Source organism: Chromobacterium subtsugae, from assembly GCF_001676875.1.
In the GTDB taxonomy this organism is placed as follows: domain Bacteria; phylum Pseudomonadota; class Gammaproteobacteria; order Burkholderiales; family Chromobacteriaceae; genus Chromobacterium; species Chromobacterium subtsugae.
This window is the reverse complement of record NZ_JYKA01000024.1, coordinates 1-21,215: the sequence shown is the minus strand read 5'-3', so window position 1 is coordinate 21,215 and position 21,215 is coordinate 1. Positions and strand designations below refer to the sequence as shown.

Sequence of the window (21,215 nt, the reverse complement as noted above, 5' to 3'; positions counted from 1 at the left end):
CCCATCGCGGCGACCGTTTCCGGTTTGCGCAGGCGGGTGGGCGCGCTCAGGCGCCGCACGGCAGCCGGCGCGCGCATGGGTTGTTCTGCAATATGGCGGCTAATCTACAAGAGATAGCATCATGCGGGAAAATGATTCATTTTAATGCACTCATTCATACGGCGAATACCGGGGCCGCATCATCGGATTCGATGAGCTTGCGCATCAAATCGCGCAGCCAGTGCAGCGCCGGATGACTATCCTGTACTGGGTGCCAGATGCAGTTGAGGTGATAGCCTGGCAACTCTTCCGGCAACGCCACCATCTTCAACGGCCAGTAGCCCGCCATCATCGCCGCGACTTTCTTGGGCAGGATAAACAAATGATCGGTGTTGCTGACGATGGCGGCTGCGGCCATATAGCTTTGGCTGTGCACCGAAATCTTGCGCTGCAAGCCGCGCGCGGCAAGAAAATCATCCATTGGCGACCCCCGATTGCCTAGCGGCGCGTGGAAGACATGCGGCAAGGCGATCAGATCCGACAGTGTCAGCCTATCGCTCTGGAGCGGGTGGCCATGGCGCAAGATGCCGATCAGCGGCTCGTTCAGCCAGGTTTCCCGGCACAGATAGCTGGGGATGGACATGTATTCGTCAAAACCCAGCAGGAAGTCGATTTCACCGTCGGCAAGCGCCAGTTCCGGAATGTCTTCCCGCAGGATGGTGATGTCGATATGAACATTGGGCGCGACCTCCGCCAGTTTTTTCACCAGTGGCGGAATCAGCACGCACTCTACATAATCGGTGGTGCACAGGGTGAAGCGGCGCGCCGATGTGGCCGGGTCGAAGGCCTCCGGCTGGCTGAAATGGCTTTGCAGCAGGCTGAGCGCCTGATGGACGCCCTGTTGCAGGTAGAGCGCTTTTTGCGTCGGCAGCATGCCATGCGGCGAGCGCACCAGCAGCGGGTCGTCGAAGAAGGTCCGCAAGCGGTTGAGCGAGTGGCTCATCGCCGGCTGGCTGACAAACAGTTTCTCTGCCGCCCGCGTGACGCTGCGCAGGCTGATCAGGGCATCCAGCGCCAGCAGCAGGTTCAGATCCAGTTGATGCAGCTTCACACCATTCACCGTATTTATGAAAGTATTCGTATTGTTCATTTGCTGAATAGTTTGGCGCTACATAGACTGCGTCTGTCAATCACTTCGTCGTTCATCGCAGAGGAAATCTGCCGTTCCAGCAGGCGGTTCCGCCCGGCGAATGTGCATTGGTCGAGCCGCCGCATCGCGCAGATCGGGAGACGCGCCGAGTCTGTCATCCGCAAATGCACGATTCATTGAATACTTCTGATGGCATTTATCAAGCCGATGGTGATCAACATGAACAATAAAACGCACAATAGTCTTCCGGCCGCCGATGGTTTCCACATGCCGGCCGAGTGGGCCGAGCATCAGGCGGTATGGATGATCTGGCCGCAGCGCCCGGATAACTGGCGCCATGCCGGACGCGAGGCGCAACAGGTCTTTGCCGCCATCGCCAAAGCCATTTCCGCGGCCACGCCTGTGTTCATGGCCGTGCCGGAACCGTTCATGTCGCAGGCGCGCGCAGTGATGCCGGCCGAAGTCACGCTGGTGGAAATGAATAGCGATGACTGCTGGATGCGCGACAGCGGACCGACCATGGTGATCGATCAGGCGGGCCATCTGCGCGGCGTGGACTGGAAGTTCAATGCCTGGGGCGGCTTCAACGGCGGGCTGTACCATCCTTGGGATCAGGATAGTGAAGTGGCCAGCCAGGTGTTGGTCCATCATGGCTTTGATCGCTACGCGGCTCCGCTGGTGCTGGAGGGCGGCTCGATTCATGTCGATGGCGAAGGCACGCTGCTCACCACCGCGGAATGCCTGCTCAATCCCAATCGCAATCCGGATTTGTCCCAAGCCCAGATCGAGGCTTTGCTTTCCGAGTATCTGGACGTGACGCACTTCATCTGGCTGCCGGAAGGCGTGTTCATGGATGAAACCGACGGCCACATCGACAATATGTGCTGCTTTGCCCGTCCTGGCGAGGTTGTGCTGCACTGGGTCGACGATGAGCAGGATCCGCAGTATCCGCGTTCGCAGGCCGCCTACGAAGTGCTGTCCCAAGCGCGCGACGCCAAGGGCCGCCAGCTCAAGATCCACAAGATGCTGGCCCCGGGCCCCTTGTTCTACGAGCAGGATGAAACGGCTGGCGTGGTGGCTAGCGGGCAGGCGGTGCCGCGTGAGGTTGGCGAGCGCATGGCCGCTTCTTATGTCAACTTCCTGATCAGCAACGGACAGATCATTTTCCCGCTGCTGGATGAGCGCACCGATGCCGCGGCGGCCAGCCGCTTGCAGGAGATCTTCCCGGAGTACCGAATTGTCGGCGTTCCTGCGCGCGAGGTACTGCTTGGCGGCGGCAATATCCACTGCATCACCCAGCAGATTCCAGCTGGCAAGGCTGGCTAAAGCGCTCTCGTAAACGGCGGGTGAATTCCCGCCGTTTCTGTTTGCCATGAACCAAGCTTGCGCGGAATTTCGTGCGCGGCCAGCTTATGGTGCCGGTCACAGGAAGCGCTGTCGACATGTTGATCCGGCCGCGCAGAAGCTGGCGGCGCGGCCTGCGCATGCTTGCCGCTTGGCATTTCTTGCCGCTCCTCGTCCCAAAGACATCCCCCGTTTCTCTCCCATCACCTTCTAGAAGCACGGCCCAGCAAGGCTTTTCTTGTTAGATACGCCGTCCTGGCCCGAGCCCGGTCTCATGCGGCTAAACCACGGACTTTGGCCAGCCGCGGGAACAGCTCCAGCGCGTTGCGGTGGTTGATGGCGGCATGTTCCGCCGCGGACAGTTCAGCGCATGCGTCCAGCTTGGCGGTGAATGATGCCCCAACCTCCGCCGGCGCGTAGGGGTAGTCGCTGCCGTACAGGATGCGGCCGACGCCGGCGAAGGCGGTCAGGCTGGGCAGGGCCGCGGGGCCGGAAGAGAGCGCGGTGTCGAAATGGAAGCGCTGGAACAGGCGCAGCAATTCCGCTGTCGCCGGAACATCATCGCGCACGCCCTGAGCCAGTTCGGCGAAGCGATGGGACGCGTACGGCAGAAAGCCGCCGGCATGGGACAGGATGACGTTCACGTCCGGATGGCGGGCCAGCGTGCCGTTCAGCACCATCTGCACTGCGGTGCGGGTGGTATCGAAGGGATAGTCCACCAGCGGGCCGGGCATGCCGGCGATGGCGTCGATGGCCGGTTTGCCAGGATGGATGAACACGGTGGCGCGGCGCCGGTTCAGTTCGGCCCACACCGGCTCGAATGCCGGATCGCCCAGGTATTGGCCGCCGTAGTTGCTGAGCAGCACCACGCCGTCCGCTTGCAGCGTGTCGAACGCGTATTCAATCTCCCGCAGCGAGCCTTCGATGTCCGGCAGCGGCACGGTGGCGAAGTTGCCGAAGCGGTCCGGGTGGCGCGCCACCAGGCCGGCGGTGTATTCATTGACGCGGCGGGCCATGTCCAGCTTGGCTTGGCCGGACCAGCCCTGCACGCCAGGAGCGGTCAGCGACAGCATGCCGGTGGCGATGCCCTGGCTGTCCATGAAGGCGATGGCGCTTTGGGGGCTCCATTCCGGGCTTTTCCAGCCGGACGGGTCGCCGCCGTGGGCGGGCAGGGCGTCAGCCCAGAATGGGGGGACGACATGCTGATGGACATCGATGCGTTGAGTCGCGGTCATGGTGTGGCTCCTGATTCATGGCGCCGCGGCGCGGCGTCTGATGCTCAGAGTAGGCGCGTTTGAAAAATCACTCCAATAGATTAAATTTCAATATTGATCATTTTCAGTGATGAGTTTGAGCGCATGGAACTACGCCATTTACGCTATTTCCTGGCGGTTGCCGACGAGGGCCATTTCGGCCGGGCCGCCGAAAAGCTGCATATCGTCCAGCCGGCCTTGAGCGCCCAGATCCGGGCGCTGGAGGACGAGCTGGGCGTCACCCTGTTTGACCGCAGCACGCGCAAGGTGGAGCTGTCCGACGCCGGGAGAATTTTGCTGATCGAGGCGAGGCGCACGGTGGAGCAGGCCGAGCGCGCCAAGAACGTGATGCGCCGCGCCGCGCGCGGCGAAACCGGCGTGGTGAGGATAGGTTTTGTCGGCAATGCCGTGGCGGCGGGGCGTTTGCCAGATGATTTGCTGGCATTCCATGCGGCCTGGCCGGATGTGGCGGTGGACTTGCATGAAATGGCGCCGGCGGCGCAGTTGGAAGCGCTTCTGGCGGGGAGGCTGGACGTCGGCTATTGCCCGCAGCTGGGCCATCCGCTGCCTGCCGGGCTGCAGGCCAGGCCAGCAGGCAGCTGGCATTGGGAGGTGGCGATGGGCGGCCAGCATCCCTTGGCCGCGCGCCGGACATTGCGCGTGGACGATTTGCGGGAGCAGTCGTTCATCGTTTACGCCGCAGACGGCGACGACGAGGGCCAGTTGCCGATGTTGCGCCAGCTGTTGGGCGCAGAACCCCGCATCGCTTACAAGGTGGGCAGCACCATGTCGGTGCTGGCCTTGGCGGCGGCGGGCCTGGGTCTGGCCCTGGTGCCCGCGCCGGTGCGCAAAATGGCGGCGCCGAATCTCGTTTATCGCCGGTTGGCGGAGCGCTCGCCGCTGGTGTCGGAATTGTCGGCGATCAGCCGCGCGGGCGAGGAATGGGGCGCTGCGCGGCGCTATCTGGACATGTTGAAGGGCTGAGCACTCGCGTTTGGGCGCGGAGCGGCAGGAGAGAGGCGGATTTTGTTTGGGATAGATCAATTTCCGCTCGCTATTGGCGCGGCAAGCCGCTGGGCGGTCCCTATAACGGAAGCATTGCAGATTAAGCATCCGGGAGCGCCAAATGCGATCGACGAATCTGTTCAAGCGGCTCTGGGCGCTCATGGCTTGCGCCGCCTGGCTGTGGTCCGCGGCGGCGTCGGCCTTGCCGAGTTATGCGCGGCAGACCGGCGAGGCCTGCATCGCCTGCCACGTCAGCTTTCCGGAACTGACGCCGTATGGCAGGCTGTTTAAGCTGTCCGGCTACACTTTGGGCGCCGCCAAGTTGTTTCCGCTGGCGGCCATGGCCCAGGCCTCGATTTCCCATGTCGGCAACACCCAGGGCAATGACGGCGCCTATCCCAGGCAGAACGACGGGGTGATAGAAGGCGGCAGCCTGTTTGTGGCGGGCAAGATCGGCGATCATGTCGGCATGTTCTCGCAATGGACTTTCAACGCGTTGAACCAGAATCCCGGCGCGCAGGACTTTTCCGGCCACACGGTGGCGGACAACAACGATTGGCGGCTAAGCGACCACATCGCCAACAGCGATCTGGACCTGATCTACGGGCTGTCGCTCAACAACAATCCCACGGTGCAGGATGCCTGGAATACGATGCCGGCCTTCGGCTATCCCTATCAAAGCAGCCACTTGACCGGAGCCTGGGGCATTGCGCCGCCGGCCACGCTGATCGAGGGCGGGCTGGCGCAACAGACGGCCGGCCTCAGCGCTTACGCATTCCTGAATAAAGCCTGGTACTTCGAGCTGGGCGGATACCGCGTGGCCAAGGGCGGCGCCTCGCTGTTCAAAAGCGGGGTCGCCTTGAGCAACCGGCTGGATGGCACCAATCCATACGGGCGTTTCGCCTACAGCCATGATTGGAGGGAACACTCGATCGAGGCTGGCGTTTTCGGTCTGGACGCGCGAGTCCATACCGACCCTTCCGATCCCGGCTCGCCGACCAACCACTACCGCGATACCGGCCTGGACGCGCAGTATCAGTATTTGTCCGAGCCGCATGTGTTCACCGCGCAAGCCGCTTACATCCACGAGCGGACCGTTTGGGACGCGTCGCAAGTGGGAAGCGCGGTGCAAAATCCCGGCAGCCAGCTGAACGCTTTCCGCATCAAGGGCAGTTACTGGTATCAGCGCAGGTATGGCCTGACCTTGGCGTATTTTTCTGAAACCGGTTCGGCCGACAATATCGTCTATCCCATTACCGGCAGCCCCAATACCAATGGCTGCATCGCCGAGCTCAACTACATGATTCAGCCCAATTGGCGGGTGGGCCTGCAGTACACCGGCTTTCTGAAGTATCAGGGCGCCAGCGCCAATTACGACGGCAATGGACGCAACGCCCGCAACAACAACGTCACCTACCTCTACACCTGGATAGCCTTCTGACAGGGGAGTGCGATGAAAACGCTATGGATGATAGGCTGGTGCGGCGCGTTGCTGTCGGCAGGCGTGGCCCTGGCGGACAAAGATCCGGAGTCGCTGGCGCGCGGCTGGTGCGCCAATTGCCACGGCGCGGACGGCAATAGCGTTTCGCCGCTGTTTCCCCGCCTGGCGGGGCAGCAGGCCATGTATTTGCAGCAGCAGCTGCAGCTGTTCCGCGAGCAAAGCCGCAGCGACCAGGCGGCGCACGACTATATGTGGGGCGTGGCCGGCGGCTTGAAAGGCGCGGAAATCGCCGGCGTGGCCGGCTATTTCGCCGCGCAGACGCCCAAGCCCAATCCGGCGCCGCCGGCGGCGGCCGCTGAACTGGCGGCGGGGAAGGAGATTTTCCTGCGCGGCAAGGGCGACAGCGTGCCGGCCTGCTTCGCCTGCCATGGCGCGCGGGGCGAAGGCAGCGAACAGGCGCCCCGGCTGGCGGGCCAGCACGCGGCTTATCTGATCAAGCAACTGCGGGTCTTCTCCACGCGCCAGCGGCCCGCGGCGGCGGCGATGCAGGCCATCGTCCATGACCTCAGCGAAGACGATCTGCACAATCTGGCCATCTACTTGCAAAGCCTGTAGCCCGCGCGCCTGGCTTACTTGCCCGCATGCAGCAAACAACCGAGCGGCGGTGGAGCTGCCGGGGGCGAATGTCCGGGCGCGATCGGACGGCCCTCCTGTCGCCGTGCCCGCCATCGTCACGCGGCTGCGCTTTGGCGCTGGATCCAGCGGCGATAGCGGCCGGTGCGGATCTTGGCGTCCCATTGCTGCTGCAACAGCGCCAGGACTGGCGCAACGTCCGGCCGGGCGCGCTTGCCCTGGCTGAGGCGGCGCAGCTGGTATTTCACCATCGCCATATAGCCGACCGAGGCCAGCACCTTGTTTTTCCAGGGAATGGCGCGCAGTCTCGGCGCGGCCGTCGCGTCGCTGCGCCAGGCATTGGGCAGATTGGGGTTTATCGCCAGCGCGGTGGCCATGCCGGCCACGGCGACGCCGCTGCCCAGCACTTGCTCCACCACCGGGTAGCGGCGGATGCCGCCGGTCACCATGACGGGCATCCGCGCGACGGCGGCGATGTCCTGGGCGAATTCCAGGAAATAGGCTTCGCGCGCCAGCGTGCGGCCGTCGCGCGTCTGGCCGTGCATGGCCGGCGCTTCGTAGCTGCCGCCGGACAGCTCGATCAGGTCCACGCCCAATGGGTTCAGCATGGCCGTCACCTGTTTGGCGTCGTCGGCGCTGAAGCCGCCGCGCTGGAAGTCGGCCGAATTGAGCTTCACCGACACGGCGAAGCCGGGACGCACCGCCGCGCGCACTTCGCGCACGATGTCGGTCAGCAGGCGGGCGCGGTTTTCCAGGCTGCCGCCCCAGCGGTCGGCGCGCTGGTTGGTGATCGGCGACAAAAACTGGCTGATCAGGTAGCCGTGCGCGGCGTGGATCTGTACGCCGTTGAAGCCGAACCGCTCCGCCAGCCGCGCCGTGTTGACGAAGCGGGCTTTCACGTCGGCGATGTCGGCCTCGCTCATCGCGCGCGGCGCGGCGAACTGCTTGGAAAAATTGCCCAGCTCCATCGCCACCGCCGACGGCGCCAGGGTGGGCTGGCCCAGCGCGGCCGGCATCTGGCGCCCCGGGTGGTTGATCTGCATCCAGATCTGCGCGCCGCGGGCGCGGGCGGCGGCGGACCATTGCTCAAAGCGGACGCCGAATCGCTCCGACTCCAGCACCACGCCGCCGGGGCCGGTCATCGCGCGCCGGTCCACCATCACGTTGCCGGTGAGGATCAGCCCGGTGCCGCCTTCCGCCCAGGCGCGGTACAGGCGGATCAATGCTTCGGACGGCGCGTGGTCGCGGTCGGCCATGTTCTCCTCCATGGCGGCCTTGGCCAGGCGGTTGGGCAACAAGCTGCCATTCGGCAGTGTCAGCGAAGCGAAGGGGTTCATCGTGCTCTCCAGGGGGGCGATGGCTGCACGATAGGATTAAAGCGCGCTTTAAGGTCAAGCCTGGCGGCGCAAAAAATTCCGTCCCCGGCGGCGCGCGGGCTATTGGGCTCATCGCTCAGCGCGCGGGACGCTGGGCGTGGGATCCGCAAGGTCCAGGTTGACATTCAAGCTGGCTTTAAGCTTAGCATGGCATCAGCCATCCTCCCTTGGCGGAGGCGTGGCGCAATGTCCTGTCATCCGGAGGCGCCGCCCATGTCCACTGTCCAGCAAGCCGTCCCGGCGGCCGTCGCCGTCTCGCAATCCTTAGCCTGGGCAGGGCGGGGGCGCGCATGAAAATCGGCGAACTGGCCAAACGCAGCGGCATGGCGGCGTCGGCGATCCGCTTCTATGAGTCCAAGGGTTTGCTGAAGATGGCCAGCCGGCAGGTGAATGGCTACCGCGACTACCCGCCGGAAGCGCTGGCGGTGCTGTCGATCATCCGCGACGCGCAGCAGGCCGGCTTCACGCTGGACGAAATCAGGCAGCTGCTGCCTGGCGATTTCCAGTCCTGGCGGCATGAGGAACTGCTGTCCGCGCTGCGCCGCAAGGTGGCGGATATCGAAGCGCTGCAGGCGCGGCTGGCCCAGAGCAAGGCGCATCTGCAGGCGTTGATCCAGATGATCGCCGCCAAGCCGGACGACATGGATTGCAAGGAGAACGCCGCCCGGGTGCTGGCAAACCTTGGCGTGGCGGGAGATTCCTAAGCGGGCTCGGCATCGAGCCATCCGCGGTTGATCGCTGACGGCATCTCCATCTTTCCTGATATGCCATTTGAATTTTCATGCGTAGAATCGAGTGGTCCAAGCATGTCGCCGGCATTCTGCGACGGCGCGGATTCCTCTCTAATCCGACGCGCCGGCTGCGGCGCGCGATCGCAGGAGAATCATCGTGTCAAAACCGCTCATCGCCGGCTGCACGGCCTTGTCCATCTTGTCTTGCCTGCCGGCGTCGGCGCGCGCCGATGCCGGCTATCAGGCGCTGGTGCAGCGCACTTCGTTCGGCATTCCGCACATCACCGCCAGCAATGAAGGCAACCTCGGTTACGGCGCCGGCTACGCTTATGCGCAGGACAATTTCTGCCAACTGGCGGAAGAGATGGCGACCGCCCGCGGCCAGCGTTCCCGCTACTTCGGCACGGCGGGCAGTTACGCCAGTCCGGATGGCGGACAGATACCCAATGCCGCCAGCGATTTCTACTACGCCTTCCTGAACAGCGACGCGAATATCCGCGCCAGTTTCGCGCGCCAGCCGGAGGCGGTGCGGAGTCTGCTCGATGGCTATGTGGCCGGGGTGAACCGCTATCTGCGCGAAACCGGCGTCGGCGGCTTGCCGGCGGCCTGCCGCAACCAGCCGTGGGCGCGGCCGCTGGAGCGGCTGGACATGATCCGCATGATGCGGCGCTACGCGGTGACTTCGTCCGGCGCGCAATACATCGGCGCCTTGCAGGCGGCGGTTCCGCCGACTGCCGGCGCGGCGCGCAAGCAGCGGCTGCCGGTCGGCCAGGAACCGCTGCGCGGTTTGTATGGCAAGCGCCGGCCGGTGGGTTCCAACGCCATCGCGCTGGGGCGCGAAGCCACCCATTCCGGCGCGGGCATGCTGTACGCCAATCCGCATTTCCCCTGGAACGGCGCTTACCGCTTTTACGAGCAGCATCTGACCATTCCGGGCAAGGTGGATGCGATGGGCGTTTCGCTGGGCGGGCTGCCGGTGGTGAACATCGGCTTCAACCGCGCCGTCGCCTGGACCCATACCGTCAACACCTCGCTGCACTCCACGCTGTTCGCCTTGCGCCTGGCGCCGGGCGATCCGACGCGCTACATCGTCGATGGCGTGGCCAAGCCGTTGCGGCCGGTCACGGTCAGCATTGTCGGCCGCGACGCCAATGGCGCGCCGGAGCGCTTGCAACACACCTTCTATCTGAGCGAGTGGGGGCCGGTGGTGGCGTTTCCGGGGCAACTGGATTGGGACGCCGCAAGCGCCTACGCGCTGGCCGACGCCAATCAGGACAACGACAGGATGCTGGATGCCTGGTGGCGGATGAACCGGGCCGGCTCGCTGGCGGAGCTGCGTTCCGCGGTGGAATCGACGCTGGGCCTGCCCTGGGTGCATACCCTGGCGGCGGACCGCGCCGGCAATGTTTACTTCGGCGACGTCACCGTGGTGCCCAATGTCGGCGCGGCAAAACAGCAGGCTTGCATGCCGGCGGCGACGCGGCCCTTGCTGGCCCAGGGCGTGATGGTGCTGGATGGCGCGCGCGCCGCCTGCCGCTGGGACAATGCGGCAGGCACGCCGCAGCCGGGCATCTTCGCAGCCAGGGATTTGCCGACGCTGGCGCGGCGCGACTTCGTGCAGAACAGCAACGACAGCGCCTGGCTGACCAATCCGGCGCGGCCGCTGACCGGCTACCCGGACATCGTCAGCGCGGCCGGCGGCGTGCAGGGCGCGCGCACCCGCTACGGCTTGCAGCAAATACTGGGCCGGCTTGGCGAGCAGCGCTTCACTCTGGACGCGCTGCAGGAAATGGGCTTGTCCAACCGCTCCTACTACGCGTCGCTGTTGCTGGACGATCTCAAGCGCTTATGCCGGACGTCGGGAAGCGGCCAGGTGCCGGCGGATGCCTGCCGGATCTTGGCCCGCTGGGATGGCAAGGCCGAACTGGATAGCGTGGGATGGCCGCTGTTCCAGGCCTGGCGCGGACGCTTGAACGGCAGCGGCGTGGCCTACTGGGGGCAGCCTTTCGATCCGGCGCGCCCGCTGCAGACGCCGCGCGGGTTGCGCATCGGCGATGCGGCGGTGGCCAGCGCCGCGCGCGCGGCCTTGTTCGACGCGGTCAAGGATTTGCAGGCCGCCGGCATCGCCTATTCCAGGCCATGGGGCGAGATCCAGCGCGCGGCGCGCGGCGGCAAACGCATTCCGATCCACGGCGGCGGCGGCGAAGATGTCTACAACGTCATCGAAAGCGGGCCGGGCGGCAATGGCGAACTCAATCCGGAATCCGGCACCTCGTTCCTGATGGCGGTGTCGTTCGAGTCCGGCCTGCCGCAGGCAGAAGCTTTCCTCACCTATTCGCAGTCCAGCGATCCGGACTCGCCGCACAGCGGCGACCAGACCGAGCGCTTCAGCCGCAAGCAGTGGATCCGCCTGCCATACACGCAAACTGACATCCGCCGCGACCCGGCTTATGCCTGGCGCTGGCTGAGGGAATAGCCGGCGCGGCCGGAAAAGCCGCCGGGCGCCAGCCCGGCGGCTGCGCTTACTTCATCTGCCAGCCGGTCACCTTGAGCACCGCCGCGTCGGCGTTCTTCAGGTCGGTCTCGCCCATGCCCAGCAGGGTGCTCCACTGCTTGACGCGGTTCTTGCCGTTGGGCGGCTGGTTGTAGTCGTTGCTGTCCACGATCTTGCTGCGCTCGGCGTAGAAGCGGGTCAGGAACGTTTTCTCGTCGGCGCTGTTGCCGGAGCGGGACAGCACGCCGGCCAGCGTGCCGGAATCGCCGCTGGCACCCTGGTTCAGCGCGGTGTCGACGAAGGAGCCTATCGTCAGCGCGCTGTTGAAGCCGCGCTGGCGCGCCTGCTGGACGCTGAACTGGATGTAGACGGCGTAGAAGGTGCGCCACATCGCTTCGCGCCAGGCGGCGTTGTTCTGCAGCGCGCCTATCTTGTTGCAGAAGGTTTTCTTGTCGTCGCTGATCTTGAGAATGGCGCCCTGCATCGCGCCGTGGGCGCCGGCGCGGTTCAAGCCGCCGATTATCGACGGGTTGGCCGCGCCGCTGGCGGCGTCGAATGCCTTGAACAGCGCAGGGGCGTCCGGGCCGCCGTCGTTGGGGCCGCCGGTGGTGGCGCCGAAAATGCCGATGGTGAAGCCGCGCTTGTCGCCGATGTCCTCGCAGTAGCCGTAGAACTTGGTCCAATCCAGCGAGTCCTGCTCCGGCTTGTTGATCAGCTTCATGATGTTGTCCCACTGCTCGCCGTCCAGCCCGGTGTTGGCCTTGAGAAACTGCAGCGTGGCCGGCGAGAAGTTGGCGTCATGGTCGGCCGCCTTGGCGGCGGTCTTGGCCGCCGGCCGGCAACTGGCGCCGGCTATCCAGGGCTGGCCGGCTCCCGCGCTGTCCGCCGACGGAGCATTGCCCTGGGTCCAGTAGGCGGCGGTGTAGTTGACGCCGCCGCGGCTGGCCAGGCTGCCGGCGGGATAGGGCGCGGCGGCATCCCAGGCCGCGCCGCAGGCCTGGAGATGGGCGGCTTGCCGGGCCGGCGCGCCGGCATGGGAGCCCTGGGCCGCGGCCTGATTCGCCAGAGCCAGCGCGGCCAGCAGGGGCAGGCAGGTTTTCAGGATGGTGGACAGCTGTCTTGCGCTTGCGTTTTTCAAAGCGTTCTCCGAAATGGTTGCGAAGTAGCGCGGCGGTCGCCGCTGCGGACAGGCGGTCAAACAAACGCTTTTATATGCCATTTGATTTTTTACGGCAACTCGTACATACGACTTTTGCGAATAAGTAACTACTTGATATGAAAAATACTTTATGAATTTTGACTAGGCTGGCCAGGATGTTTTGCCAGGCAAGCATGACGCCGGGGCGGGCAAGCGCGCTGGCTATATTGGATGATGGATGCGTAATGCGCGCGGAAAGCTGGTGTGGCGGAGGGGAGGCAAGCATGGCTGGCGGGAGGGCTGTGGCGGAAAGGATGCGGGCGCCGGCTTTGCATCCGGCGATGTCGCCCCGGCAAGCTGGCCGGGTGGTGACGGCGGCATGCCTGCGCCATTTCCAGGCCAATCTGGCGGGCGCCAAGGCCGGCGTCGACCATGAGTGCCTGCACCAGGCCAGGGTGGCGCTGCGCCGGTTGCGCTGCGCGCGCAAGATATTCTCCGCCCGCGACGCGGATGGGGATGCGGCGGCCGCCGATCTGAAATGGCTGGCCGGCCAGCTCGGGCAGGCGCGCGATCTGGACGTGCTGCTAGTGGAGGCGCTGCCGGCGGCAGAGGCCGCGGCGGGCGGCGGCGCAGGCTTAGGCAAGCTGCGGCAGGCCTTGGCGCAGCGCTCGGAGCGCTGCCGGCGCGAGGCGCAAGCAGCGCTGGAGTCGGCTTGCTGTGAGAGGCTGTTGTCGTCTTGCCGCCATCCGCAGCTTGAGGACGCGGACGCCAAGCTGCGGCGCTTCGCCCGGCGGATTCTGCGGCGGCGGCGGCGCGGGCTGCGCCGCTTGGCGGAGCGCTGGCGGACGCTGGATCCGGAACAGTTGCATCAGTTGCGCAAGCAAGCCAAGGCGCTGCGCTATGCGGCGGAATTCTTCGCGCCATTGTTCGACGCCGGCGCGGCGGCGCGCTATCTGTTCCGCCTGCAGCGGGTGCAGGACCTGTTGGGCGCGATTCACGACGCGGCGGCGGGCCGGGCGCTGCTGGCGCAGTGCGGCCCGGCGGAAGATGGCGAGCTGGCGCGGGCGGCGGGCTTTGTCGATGGCTGGCTGGCCCAGGCGGCGGCGCAGGCCGGGCAGCGGCTGGGCCGGGCGCTGGCGCGCCTGGAGCGAGCCAAGCGCTTTTGGTGAGGCGGCCGCTGGCTTAGCCGCGGGCGCTGCTGGCGCCGCCATCCGCGAACAGCGCCGCGCCGCTGGTGAAGCCGGACAGGTCCGATGCCAGGTACAGCGCGGCGCCGGCGATTTCGGCCGGGCTGGCCAGCCGTTTGAGCGCGTGCAGGTTTTCCACCCAGGCGCGCTGCTCCGCGGTCGGCGTCGCCGCCTGCCCCATCTCGGTATCGGTGCCGCCCGGCAGCAGGGCGTTCACCCGCAGCCCTTGCGCGCCATACTCCGCCGCCAGCGATCTGGTGAGGCCAACCAGCGCGGATTTGGCGGCGGCGTAGGCCGCCATGCCCGGCAGGCCCACCGCGTGGCCGACGAAGGACGAGGTGAAGATCAGCGAGGCCTTGCCTTGTTTCAGCATGGCGGGAATCTGGTATTTGGCGCAGAGGAAGGCGCTGGTGAGGTTGGCGTCCAGCGTGCGGCGCCAGTCGTCCAGCGCCAGATCGGGCAGGCTGCCGGGCGCGCCCAGCGCGCCGGCGTTGTTGAAGGCGATGTCCAGGGCGCCGAAACGGCCCAGCGCCAGTTCCACCATCGCTTGGGCGGCGCGCTCGTCGCTGGCGTCCGCGGCCAGCGCGGCGGCCTGGCCGCCGGCGGCGGCGATTTCGTCCACCAGGCTATCCAGCAAGTGGCCCCGGCGCGCCACGACGACGACCTTGGCGCCCTCGCGGGCGAACAGCAGGGCGGCCTCGCGGCCGATGCCGGAGCTGGCTCCGGTGATGATGGCAGTTTTACGGTCTAGCAAGCCCATTTGGCGGCCTCATGTCTGATGAAAGGAATGAGGCCCCAGTTTCCGCGATGCCGCGCCGGCGGGCATTCCGATTCTTGCCGACTTCAATCCGGCCGGGCGGAGGATCGCGCCGCGCGCCAGGCTGGCAGATCGGCCAGCCGGATTTGCGCCGGCAACGCGCCGTGCTTGGCCTGGGCCACCCGCTGCGCGCGGTAGATGCCGGCGTGGCCGGAGCACAGATAGCTGACCACGCAGGCTAGCGCGGCGTAGACGCCGGCTTCGGGGCCGAACAGCTCCATCGCCATCACGGTGGAGGCCAGCGGCGTGTTGGCCGCGCCGGCGAACACCGCGGCGAGGCCCATGCCGGCCAGCAGGGGGAAGGGCAGCTGCAGCAGCGGCGCCAGCGCGTTGCCCAGCGTCGCGCCGATATAGAACAGCGGCGTCACCTCGCCGCCCTTGAAGCCGGCGCCCAGGGTCAGCGCGGTGAAGGCCAGCTTGCCGGCGAAGTCGTAGCTGGGCAGCGGCTGCTGGAAAGCGGCGGCGAGAGTGGGCAGGCCCAGGCCGAGATACGCGTCGGCCGGGAGCAGGCTGGCGGCGGCGGCCACCATGGCGCCGCCGGCCAATGGCCGCAGCGGCGCGTAGCGGATGAAGCGTTTGAACGCTCCGCCGACGGCGTGGGTCGCGCTGGAGAACAGCCTGGCGACCAGGCCGAAGGCGACGCCCGCCAGCACCGCGGCCAGCATGTTCCAGGCGTTCAGGGGCGGGACAAAGGGAATGGCGTAATGGCTGTGCTGGATGCCCAGCGCCAAGCCCAGCCTGTCGGCGGCCACCGCGGCCAGCAGGCAGGGCAGGATGGCGTCGTAGCGCAGCTGTCCGATGGCCAGCACTTCCAGTCCGAAGACGGCGCCGGCCAGTGGCGTGCCGAACACCGAGGCGAAACCGGCGCTGATGCCGGCGCTCAGCAGGATGCCGCGGTCCGCCGGCCGCAGCGGCAGCCAGCGGTTGAGCTGGTCGGCCAGCGCGCCGCCCATCTGCACCGCGGTGCCTTCCCGTCCGGCCGAGCCGCCGCACAAATGGGTGGCGATGGTTCCCGCCAGCACCAGCGGCGCCATCCGCAACGGGATGATGCGGCGGGGATCGTGGATTTCATCCAGCAGCAGATTATTGCCGGCCTCCACTTCCCGGCCGAAGCGCAGGTAAAGCCAGCCGACGGCGAAGCCGGCGACGGGCAGCAGCCAGATGGCCGCCGGATGGGCCAGGCGCCAGCGGCTGGCCCAGTCCAGCGCCAGCAGGAAGAAAGCGGATGCGCAGCCGGCGAGCGCGGCCACTATGCCGGACAGCAACAGCCATTTGCCGAGGTGGGGCAGCGGGGCGAGCCGGCGGATGAGTTGGGTGTAAGGCATGGAAGTCCATCGTCTGATCGCATTGAACAAACCTGGACAGGAGAAAACCGGGGCGCGCCCACAGCTTCCCTGGCCAGGGAACGCTGTAGGCATCATCAGCCCTTGTGGGCGGTTGGCGGAGGAATGCCATCTCCATCTGAAGCGTAGATTCTAGGGCGCGGCGCGCGCGGCGGCAAGTCCGGGCGCGGATTGTCATCGTGCTCCTGCAACGATGGCCTTGCTGTCACCTGTCTGAAAGGCCATTGCTGTCCTTACGGTCGCTACCTATACCTGCCGCATGCTTTGGAAATTCCCCCTTGCGCGACATGGCGATTGCCTCGGCATGCATCCGATGCAAGTGGTGCAGCCCTTCCTCTTTAAGGCAGTTCCATGCGTACAAGGAGCCGATATGAGTTATCTGCAGTTTCCCCGGCTGGCGTTCGCCGGCAGTTTCCAGGCCGATGTCTCCACCGTCAACAACGACCCCCGCCACTACGACATCGACAATTTCGAGCCCGCGTTCCAGGATTTCCAGACCAAGCAGTCGTACAACGGCTGGTGGCATCCCACCGGCACCGCCATCATGCGTTTCGCCGACTGCCAGGTCACCAGCCTGCGCGGGCCGGACGGCGTGCTGATCACTGAATCCGGGCTCGACCCGCTGCTGTCCTGTACGGTGGGCAACGCCATCGGCAAGCCTTCAGGCAAGATGGTGGATCTGGATCCGGACTGGCAGCTGGCGTCCAATCTCTATGGCCTGGCGGTATCGCTGCTCAGGCCGGACGGCACGCCCATCATGACCGCCGACTACGAAAGCAACCCGTTTCGCGACCTGTGGTTCACCCGCGGCAGCGGTGGCGGTGACAGCGGCGCTTCGGCGATGTTTCAGTCGGTGCTGACGAATGTCGAGTGGCATCTGGACGATTTCGACAGTCCCCTGCTGGATCAGTTGATCCGGGTCAGCGAGCAGGGGCGGCTATCTGTCCGCCTGAGCACCTATGGCTACAATATGGACGCGTCCAACCCGCGCTTCGGCTACGGCACGGTGCTGGGCGCCATCGGTCCTGTCCATGCGGGACAGCCGCGCTCCTTCATCCTGGGGCGCCGTTTCATGCCCACTACCCAGCAGGGCGCCGATCTGGTCAGCAGCAACGGCATCGGCTGTTTTTCCTCTTATATAGACAGCGCCAGCGGCAGCTTGCAGGTGGACCTGAGCAACGCCTTGCCGCTGGGGCCGGATAACCAGGTCAAGTACCTGGGCGTTTTGCAGTACGCGATCCTGAAAAACGCGTTGACCGCGCAGGACGCCGAAATCGGGCCGGGCGATTACATTTACCTGGGAACGGTGGACACTTCGCAGGCGCTGCAGAATGTGCAGGCTGGCATCCAGTCGCTGCCGCTGAGCGGCGATGCCTTGCGCCAGACCGAGGGCCAGCCGCTGGCCATCATCCAGATCAACGACAGCAACGGCAACGCGCAGGTCTGCGTGCGCGAGGCGCTGCTGGGTAATGAGGTGAGGGTCGAGGACTTCGCCACTCGGCTGGACCCCAACGATCCGGCGAAAAACCGCCTCGTCACCACCCTGTACGCGGCTACCTACGGCCAGCCGGCGGCGGGGGCGAGAATGGAGTTCTGGGCGGCGGGCCCGGCGCTGGATTACGACAACACGCCCACCAGCCCGGATGCCGCCACCACGCCGCGGGCGCTGCTGCCCGTCAACAATGTGCCCGGCGGCGCGATCCGCATCGAGCCGCGCGAAGTGGTGACCGGCGCCGATGGCACCGCGCAGTTCACGGTGCACGGCCCCGAGTTCATGGCGACGCCGCGCGAATACATGGACGGCCAGTTGTTCACCATCAATTACAACTTCGCCGGCGACAATCCGGCGGTGCAGCAACCTTACGACAATCTGGCGCTCATGGTGTTCAGCACCTATCCGCAGCCTGGGCAGCAGGTGAACCTGGAACACCCGCGCTGGGACGATGTGCAACCCATCCTGCAGCAGTATGCCAATCTCTATCCGGTGATGAGCCAGGGCTTGTTCGACTTTTCCAAGCAGGGCGTGGCCGATGCCTGCGCCGCCATCATGCGCTTCGTGTTCGACAAGCCGATCGAGGATCCGGACCAGATGCCGGTCACCCGCGACCTGTCGTCCAGCAAGCGGCGGATGCTGATCAATTACTTTCAGGATGTGATGGACCGCACCGGCAACACCATGGACCGGCAACTGATGTTCGGCAAACGTTGTCCGTTGCGGCCCAGCGCGATGCCCGGCGAGGCGGACATCGCCGCCGCGCGCGCCGCGCCCACCGCCAGCAAGAGCCGCAAGGCCGGCCGCTGAGCCGGTCATCCCATCGCCCGACAAGAGAAAGAAGAGTCCATGCTGAAAATTCGTCCAGAATTGATGGCCAAGCTGCGCGCGGCCGCTTCCGTTGAGGATGTGCGGGAAATGCTGGCCGGCGCGGTGCGGCTGGAACTGGCCACCATCCCGCCTTACCTGACCGCGCAGTTCTCGGTGATGCCGGGCCAGAACCAGGCGTCGCGCGCGCTGGTGCAGTCGGTGGTGGTGGAGGAAATGCTGCACATGACGCTGGCGGCAAATGCGCTGATCGCGATCGGCGGCAACCCGGACATCGTGGCGGACGGCCGCAGCCTGCAGTATCCGGGGCCGCTGCCGATGTGCGTCGACGAGGGGCTGACGGTAACGCTGAAGTCATTGACCCGGCTGCAGGCGTTCGAGGTCTTCATGGCGGTGGAGCGGCCGGATACCGAGGCCATCCTGCCGGGCGAGACGGCGCCGGAACTGGCCGACAACTCCGGCTACGAGTCTATCGGCGACTTCTATATGGCCATTCTGCACAAGCTGGAAGAACTGGTGGCAGCCGGGGTGCCCTGTTTCGCCCGCCCGAGGCTGGAGCAACAAGTGGATATCAGCAAGTGGTTCCCTCCCGAGGTGCCAGGCCATCCGGAAGGCAAGGTTTACGATATCGGCTCCGCCCGGGCGGCGATCATGACCATCGTCCGCCAGGGCGAAGGCCTGCAGATCCAGGACGACAAGATCAACCCAAAGGAAGACCCGAGAGGCGGCTACGCCCATTACTTCAAGTTTGGCGAGATCTATTACGGCAAGCGCCTGGTGCGCGACCCGGCCAGCGTGTCCGGCTGGTCGTACAGCGGAGAACCGGTGCCGCTGGATGAAACCGGCGTTTATCCGCTGCTGCCCAACGCCGCCTTGTCCGACTACGCCAAGGGCAGCGGCGCGGCGGTCAGCGGCACGCAGTTCTACCAAGCGTATCAAAACCTGCTGGTGGCGCTGAACCGCACCTTCAACGGCGAGCCGAATCAGCTGGATGCCGCGCTGGGCATCATGTACGAGTTGAAGCTGGTGGCGCAGAAAGTGATGCAGAACCTGGCCAACCCTGACGTGCCCGGCGTGCTGGCGGCTCCGCCGTTCATGCGTACCCATCATCCTGACGAAGAGTGAAGCCGTAGATAAAGAACGGCCGCCACGCCTTAATCAGGGCACGGCGGCCGTTTCGCTTGGCTTGCGGCGGACTCAGTCCTGGCGCGGGGGCGGCTCCAGCACCGTGTCGCGGGCTTGCGGCAGCAGGTCAGGATAGTCGCGGCTGTAGTGCAGGCCGCGGCTTTCCTTGCGCAGCAGCGCGGAGCGGACGATCAGCTCCGAGGTCTGCACCAGGTTGCGCAGCTCGATCAGGTCGTTGCTGACGTGGAAGTTGCTGTAATACTCGTCGATCTCGCCCTTCAGCAGATCGATGCGGTGCAGCGCCCGTTCCAGCCGCTTGTTGGTGCGGACGATGCCGACGTAGTCCCACATCGCGCGCCGCAGCTCGTCCCAGTTGTGCGAGATCACCACTTCCTCGTCCGGGTCGGTGACGCGGCTGTCGTCCCAGGCCGGAATCGCCGGCAGTTTGATGGCGTCCTGCGCCTGGATGTCGGCCGCCGCGGCCTTGCCTATCACCAGGCACTCCAGCAGCGAGTTGCTGGCCAGGCGGTTGGCGCCATGCAGGCCGGTATGCGCCACTTCGCCCACCGCGTACAGTCCGGCCACGTCGGTGCGGCCGGCCAGGTCGGTGACGATGCCGCCGCAGGTGAAATGCACCGCCGGCACCACCGGTATCGGCTGCTGGGTGATGTCTATGCCCAACTCCAGGCAGTGGGCGTAGATATTGGGGAAGTGTTCCTTGATGAATTGCGCCGGCTTATAAGAGATGTCCAGATAAACGCAGTCCAGGCCGTGCTTCTTCATTTCAAAGTCTATCGCGCGCGCCACCACATCGCGAGGCGCCAGCTCGCCGCGCGGATCGTGCTGCGGCATGAAGCGGGTGCCATCCGGCAGTTTCAGAATGCCGCCTTCGCCGCGGACGGCTTCGGTGATCAGGAAGGATTTGGAATGCGGATGGTACAGGCAGGTCGGATGGAACTGCATGAACTCCATATTGCCGACGCGGCAGCCGGCGCGCCAACCCATCGCGATGCCGTCGCCGGTGGCGGTATCCGGATTGGTGGTATAGAGGTAAACCTTGCCGGCGCCGCCGGACGCCAGGATGGTGTGCTGGGCGGCGATGGTGACGACCTCGTCGCTGTTCTTGTCCAAGGCGTAGACGCCGTAAGCGCGCTTGCCGTCCTGGCCCAGCTTCTGCGACGTGATCAGGTCTATCGCTATATAGTGTTCCAGCTCGGTGATGTTCGGATGCGCCTTGATCTTCTGGCCCAGCGTGCTGGTCACCGCGGCGCCGGTGGCATCGGCGGCATGGATGATGCGGCGATGGCTGTGGCCCCCTTCGCGCGTCAGGTGATAACCGGTCTGATGCTCGTCGTCGCGGGTGAAGGGCACGCCCAGCTCGATCAGCCAGTCTATCGCCTCCTTGGAGTGCTCGACGATGAAGCGGGTGGTGTCTTCATTGCACAGGCCGGCGCCGGCGATCAGCGTATCGCGGATGTGGTCTTCCACCGAGTCGTCGGTATCCAGCACGGCGGCGATGCCGCCTTGGGCATAAGTGGAGCTGCCTTCCAGCAGGTCGCGTTTGGTGATCAGGCCCACCTTGCGTTTTTCCGCCAGATGCAGCGCCAGCGTCATGCCGGCCAGGCCGCTGCCGATAATCAGCACATCGAATTTGAGCATATATAGAGTGTCCACGGCAGGCACGTTGCGTGCCAAACGCATGGAAGCGTAGCAGAATCGCCTGTTGGCGCGTAGCCGACGCCGCATTTCCGGTGGCCAGCCAGGTCCGACTGTGGCGGTTTTCTTGCCGCAATGGCTGCGGGCCTGAAATTCTTTCTCACGGCTTTTCTTGCAAATCAATACCTTGCGCGGGCCGGTCGAAGAAAGTTCATTTTTTGTG

The 21,215-nt window shown here is 65.5% G+C and carries 16 protein-coding genes and 1 riboswitch; of the genes, 9 read left to right on the top strand and 7 right to left on the bottom strand.

Annotated features, from left to right (window positions below; translation table 11 throughout):
* Positions 1–154: 154 nt before the first annotated feature.
* Positions 155–1,090, bottom strand: coding sequence for a LysR family transcriptional regulator (locus tag MY55_RS20235; protein WP_065202931.1), 936 nt, complete (start codon positions 1,088–1,090; stop codon positions 155–157).
* Positions 1,091–1,348: 258 nt separating this feature from the next.
* Here MY55_RS20235 and aguA point away from each other — a divergent pair, with 258 nt between their 5' ends.
* The gene (gene aguA, locus MY55_RS20230) at positions 1,349–2,455 is read left to right on the top strand and encodes an agmatine deiminase (RefSeq protein ID WP_065202944.1); all 1,107 of its coding nucleotides are present in this window, start codon (positions 1,349–1,351) and stop codon (positions 2,453–2,455) included.
* A 290-nt stretch (positions 2,456–2,745) separates the two neighbouring features.
* Here the strand turns inward: aguA and MY55_RS20225 are convergent, their stop codons facing one another.
* Entirely contained in the window at positions 2,746–3,708 is a 963-nt protein-coding gene (locus MY55_RS20225) for an amidohydrolase family protein (protein ID WP_065202930.1), read from the bottom strand.
* Between the two features lie 123 nt (positions 3,709–3,831).
* Between MY55_RS20225 and MY55_RS20220 the strand changes: the two genes are divergently transcribed.
* The 3 genes from MY55_RS20220 (at position 3,832) to MY55_RS20210 (ending at position 6,787) form a co-directional block, all read left to right on the top strand.
* Positions 3,832–4,710, top strand: a complete 879-nt coding sequence (locus MY55_RS20220) for a LysR family transcriptional regulator (RefSeq protein ID WP_043581252.1) — start codon at positions 3,832–3,834, stop codon at positions 4,708–4,710.
* A gap of 142 nt (positions 4,711–4,852) precedes the next feature.
* Entirely contained in the window at positions 4,853–6,172 is a 1,320-nt protein-coding gene (locus MY55_RS20215; RefSeq protein WP_053006777.1) for a hypothetical protein, read from the top strand.
* Positions 6,173–6,184: 12 nt separating this feature from the next.
* Positions 6,185–6,787 carry a c-type cytochrome gene (locus MY55_RS20210; RefSeq protein WP_065202929.1) on the top strand — a complete coding sequence of 201 codons (603 nt, stop codon included), beginning with the start codon at positions 6,185–6,187 and terminating at the stop codon, positions 6,785–6,787.
* Positions 6,788–6,903: 116 nt separating this feature from the next.
* Here MY55_RS20210 and MY55_RS20205 read toward each other — a convergent pair whose 3' ends face one another.
* Entirely contained in the window at positions 6,904–8,142 is a 1,239-nt protein-coding gene (locus tag MY55_RS20205) for an NADH:flavin oxidoreductase/NADH oxidase family protein (protein ID WP_047237624.1), read from the bottom strand.
* A gap of 329 nt (positions 8,143–8,471) precedes the next feature.
* Here MY55_RS20205 and MY55_RS20200 point away from each other — a divergent pair, with 329 nt between their 5' ends.
* Together MY55_RS20200 and MY55_RS20195 are read left to right on the top strand one after the other, a co-directional pair.
* On the top strand, positions 8,472–8,885 hold the full coding sequence (locus tag MY55_RS20200; RefSeq protein WP_043581258.1) for a MerR family transcriptional regulator: 414 nt from the start codon (positions 8,472–8,474) through the stop codon (positions 8,883–8,885).
* Between the two features lie 184 nt (positions 8,886–9,069).
* Positions 9,070–11,388 carry a penicillin acylase family protein gene (locus MY55_RS20195; protein ID WP_157889396.1) on the top strand — a complete coding sequence of 773 codons (2,319 nt, stop codon included), beginning with the start codon at positions 9,070–9,072 and terminating at the stop codon, positions 11,386–11,388.
* 46 nt (positions 11,389–11,434) lie between these two features.
* On the opposite strand, the gene MY55_RS20190 is transcribed toward MY55_RS20195, so the two are convergent.
* Positions 11,435–12,544: a chitosanase gene (locus MY55_RS20190; RefSeq protein ID WP_047244446.1), complete on the bottom strand. Its 1,110-nt coding sequence runs from the start codon at positions 12,542–12,544 to the stop codon at positions 11,435–11,437.
* Positions 12,545–12,885: 341 nt separating this feature from the next.
* Between MY55_RS20190 and MY55_RS20185 the strand changes: the two genes are divergently transcribed.
* Positions 12,886–13,713, top strand: coding sequence for a CHAD domain-containing protein (locus MY55_RS20185; protein WP_157889395.1), 828 nt, complete (start codon positions 12,886–12,888; stop codon positions 13,711–13,713).
* Between the two features lie 13 nt (positions 13,714–13,726).
* Here the strand turns inward: MY55_RS20185 and MY55_RS20180 are convergent, their stop codons facing one another.
* The gene (locus MY55_RS20180) at positions 13,727–14,491 is read right to left on the bottom strand and encodes an SDR family oxidoreductase (protein ID WP_043581261.1); all 765 of its coding nucleotides are present in this window, start codon (positions 14,489–14,491) and stop codon (positions 13,727–13,729) included.
* An 83-nt stretch (positions 14,492–14,574) separates the two neighbouring features.
* On the bottom strand, positions 14,575–15,873 hold the full coding sequence (locus MY55_RS20175; RefSeq protein WP_043581263.1) for a voltage-gated chloride channel family protein: 1,299 nt from the start codon (positions 15,871–15,873) through the stop codon (positions 14,575–14,577).
* 79 nt (positions 15,874–15,952) lie between these two features.
* Positions 15,953–16,016, bottom strand: a riboswitch (Fluoride riboswitch).
* Between the two features lie 245 nt (positions 16,017–16,261).
* Here MY55_RS20175 and MY55_RS20170 point away from each other — a divergent pair.
* Together MY55_RS20170 and MY55_RS20165 are read left to right on the top strand one after the other, a co-directional pair.
* On the top strand, positions 16,262–18,193 hold the full coding sequence (locus MY55_RS20170; protein ID WP_065202928.1) for a hypothetical protein: 1,932 nt from the start codon (positions 16,262–16,264) through the stop codon (positions 18,191–18,193).
* Positions 18,194–18,232: 39 nt separating this feature from the next.
* Complete coding sequence (locus MY55_RS20165; RefSeq protein WP_065202927.1) at positions 18,233–19,336, top strand: ferritin-like domain-containing protein; 1,104 nt, start codon at positions 18,233–18,235, stop codon at positions 19,334–19,336.
* A 72-nt stretch (positions 19,337–19,408) separates the two neighbouring features.
* On the opposite strand, the gene nadB is transcribed toward MY55_RS20165, so the two are convergent.
* Positions 19,409–20,995, bottom strand: a complete 1,587-nt coding sequence (gene nadB / locus MY55_RS20160) for an L-aspartate oxidase (protein WP_047238506.1) — start codon at positions 20,993–20,995, stop codon at positions 19,409–19,411.
* Between the last annotated feature and the right edge of the window lie 220 nt (positions 20,996–21,215).

Bases quoted from the DNA above. Each gene is read 5' to 3' on its own strand.
- aguA (WP_065202944.1), top strand. From the start codon at position 1,349: ATGAACAATAAAACGCACAATAGTCTTCCGGCCGCCGATGGTTTCCAC.
- MY55_RS20170 (WP_065202928.1), top strand. From the start codon at position 16,262: ATGAGTTATCTGCAGTTTCCCCGGCTGGCGTTCGCCGGCAGTTTCCAG.
- MY55_RS20205 (WP_047237624.1), bottom strand. From the start codon at position 8,142: ATGAACCCCTTCGCTTCGCTGACACTGCCGAATGGCAGCTTGTTGCCC.
- nadB (WP_047238506.1), bottom strand. From the start codon at position 20,995: ATGCTCAAATTCGATGTGCTGATTATCGGCAGCGGCCTGGCCGGCATG.
- MY55_RS20215 (WP_053006777.1), top strand. From the start codon at position 4,853: ATGCGATCGACGAATCTGTTCAAGCGGCTCTGGGCGCTCATGGCTTGC.
- MY55_RS20185 (WP_157889395.1), top strand. From the start codon at position 12,886: ATGTCGCCCCGGCAAGCTGGCCGGGTGGTGACGGCGGCATGCCTGCGC.
- MY55_RS20165 (WP_065202927.1), top strand. From the start codon at position 18,233: ATGCTGAAAATTCGTCCAGAATTGATGGCCAAGCTGCGCGCGGCCGCT.
- MY55_RS20210 (WP_065202929.1), top strand. From the start codon at position 6,185: ATGAAAACGCTATGGATGATAGGCTGGTGCGGCGCGTTGCTGTCGGCA.
- MY55_RS20225 (WP_065202930.1), bottom strand. From the start codon at position 3,708: ATGACCGCGACTCAACGCATCGATGTCCATCAGCATGTCGTCCCCCCA.
- MY55_RS20175 (WP_043581263.1), bottom strand. From the start codon at position 15,873: ATGCCTTACACCCAACTCATCCGCCGGCTCGCCCCGCTGCCCCACCTC.
- MY55_RS20180 (WP_043581261.1), bottom strand. From the start codon at position 14,491: ATGGGCTTGCTAGACCGTAAAACTGCCATCATCACCGGAGCCAGCTCC.
- MY55_RS20220 (WP_043581252.1), top strand. From the start codon at position 3,832: ATGGAACTACGCCATTTACGCTATTTCCTGGCGGTTGCCGACGAGGGC.
- MY55_RS20200 (WP_043581258.1), top strand. From the start codon at position 8,472: ATGAAAATCGGCGAACTGGCCAAACGCAGCGGCATGGCGGCGTCGGCG.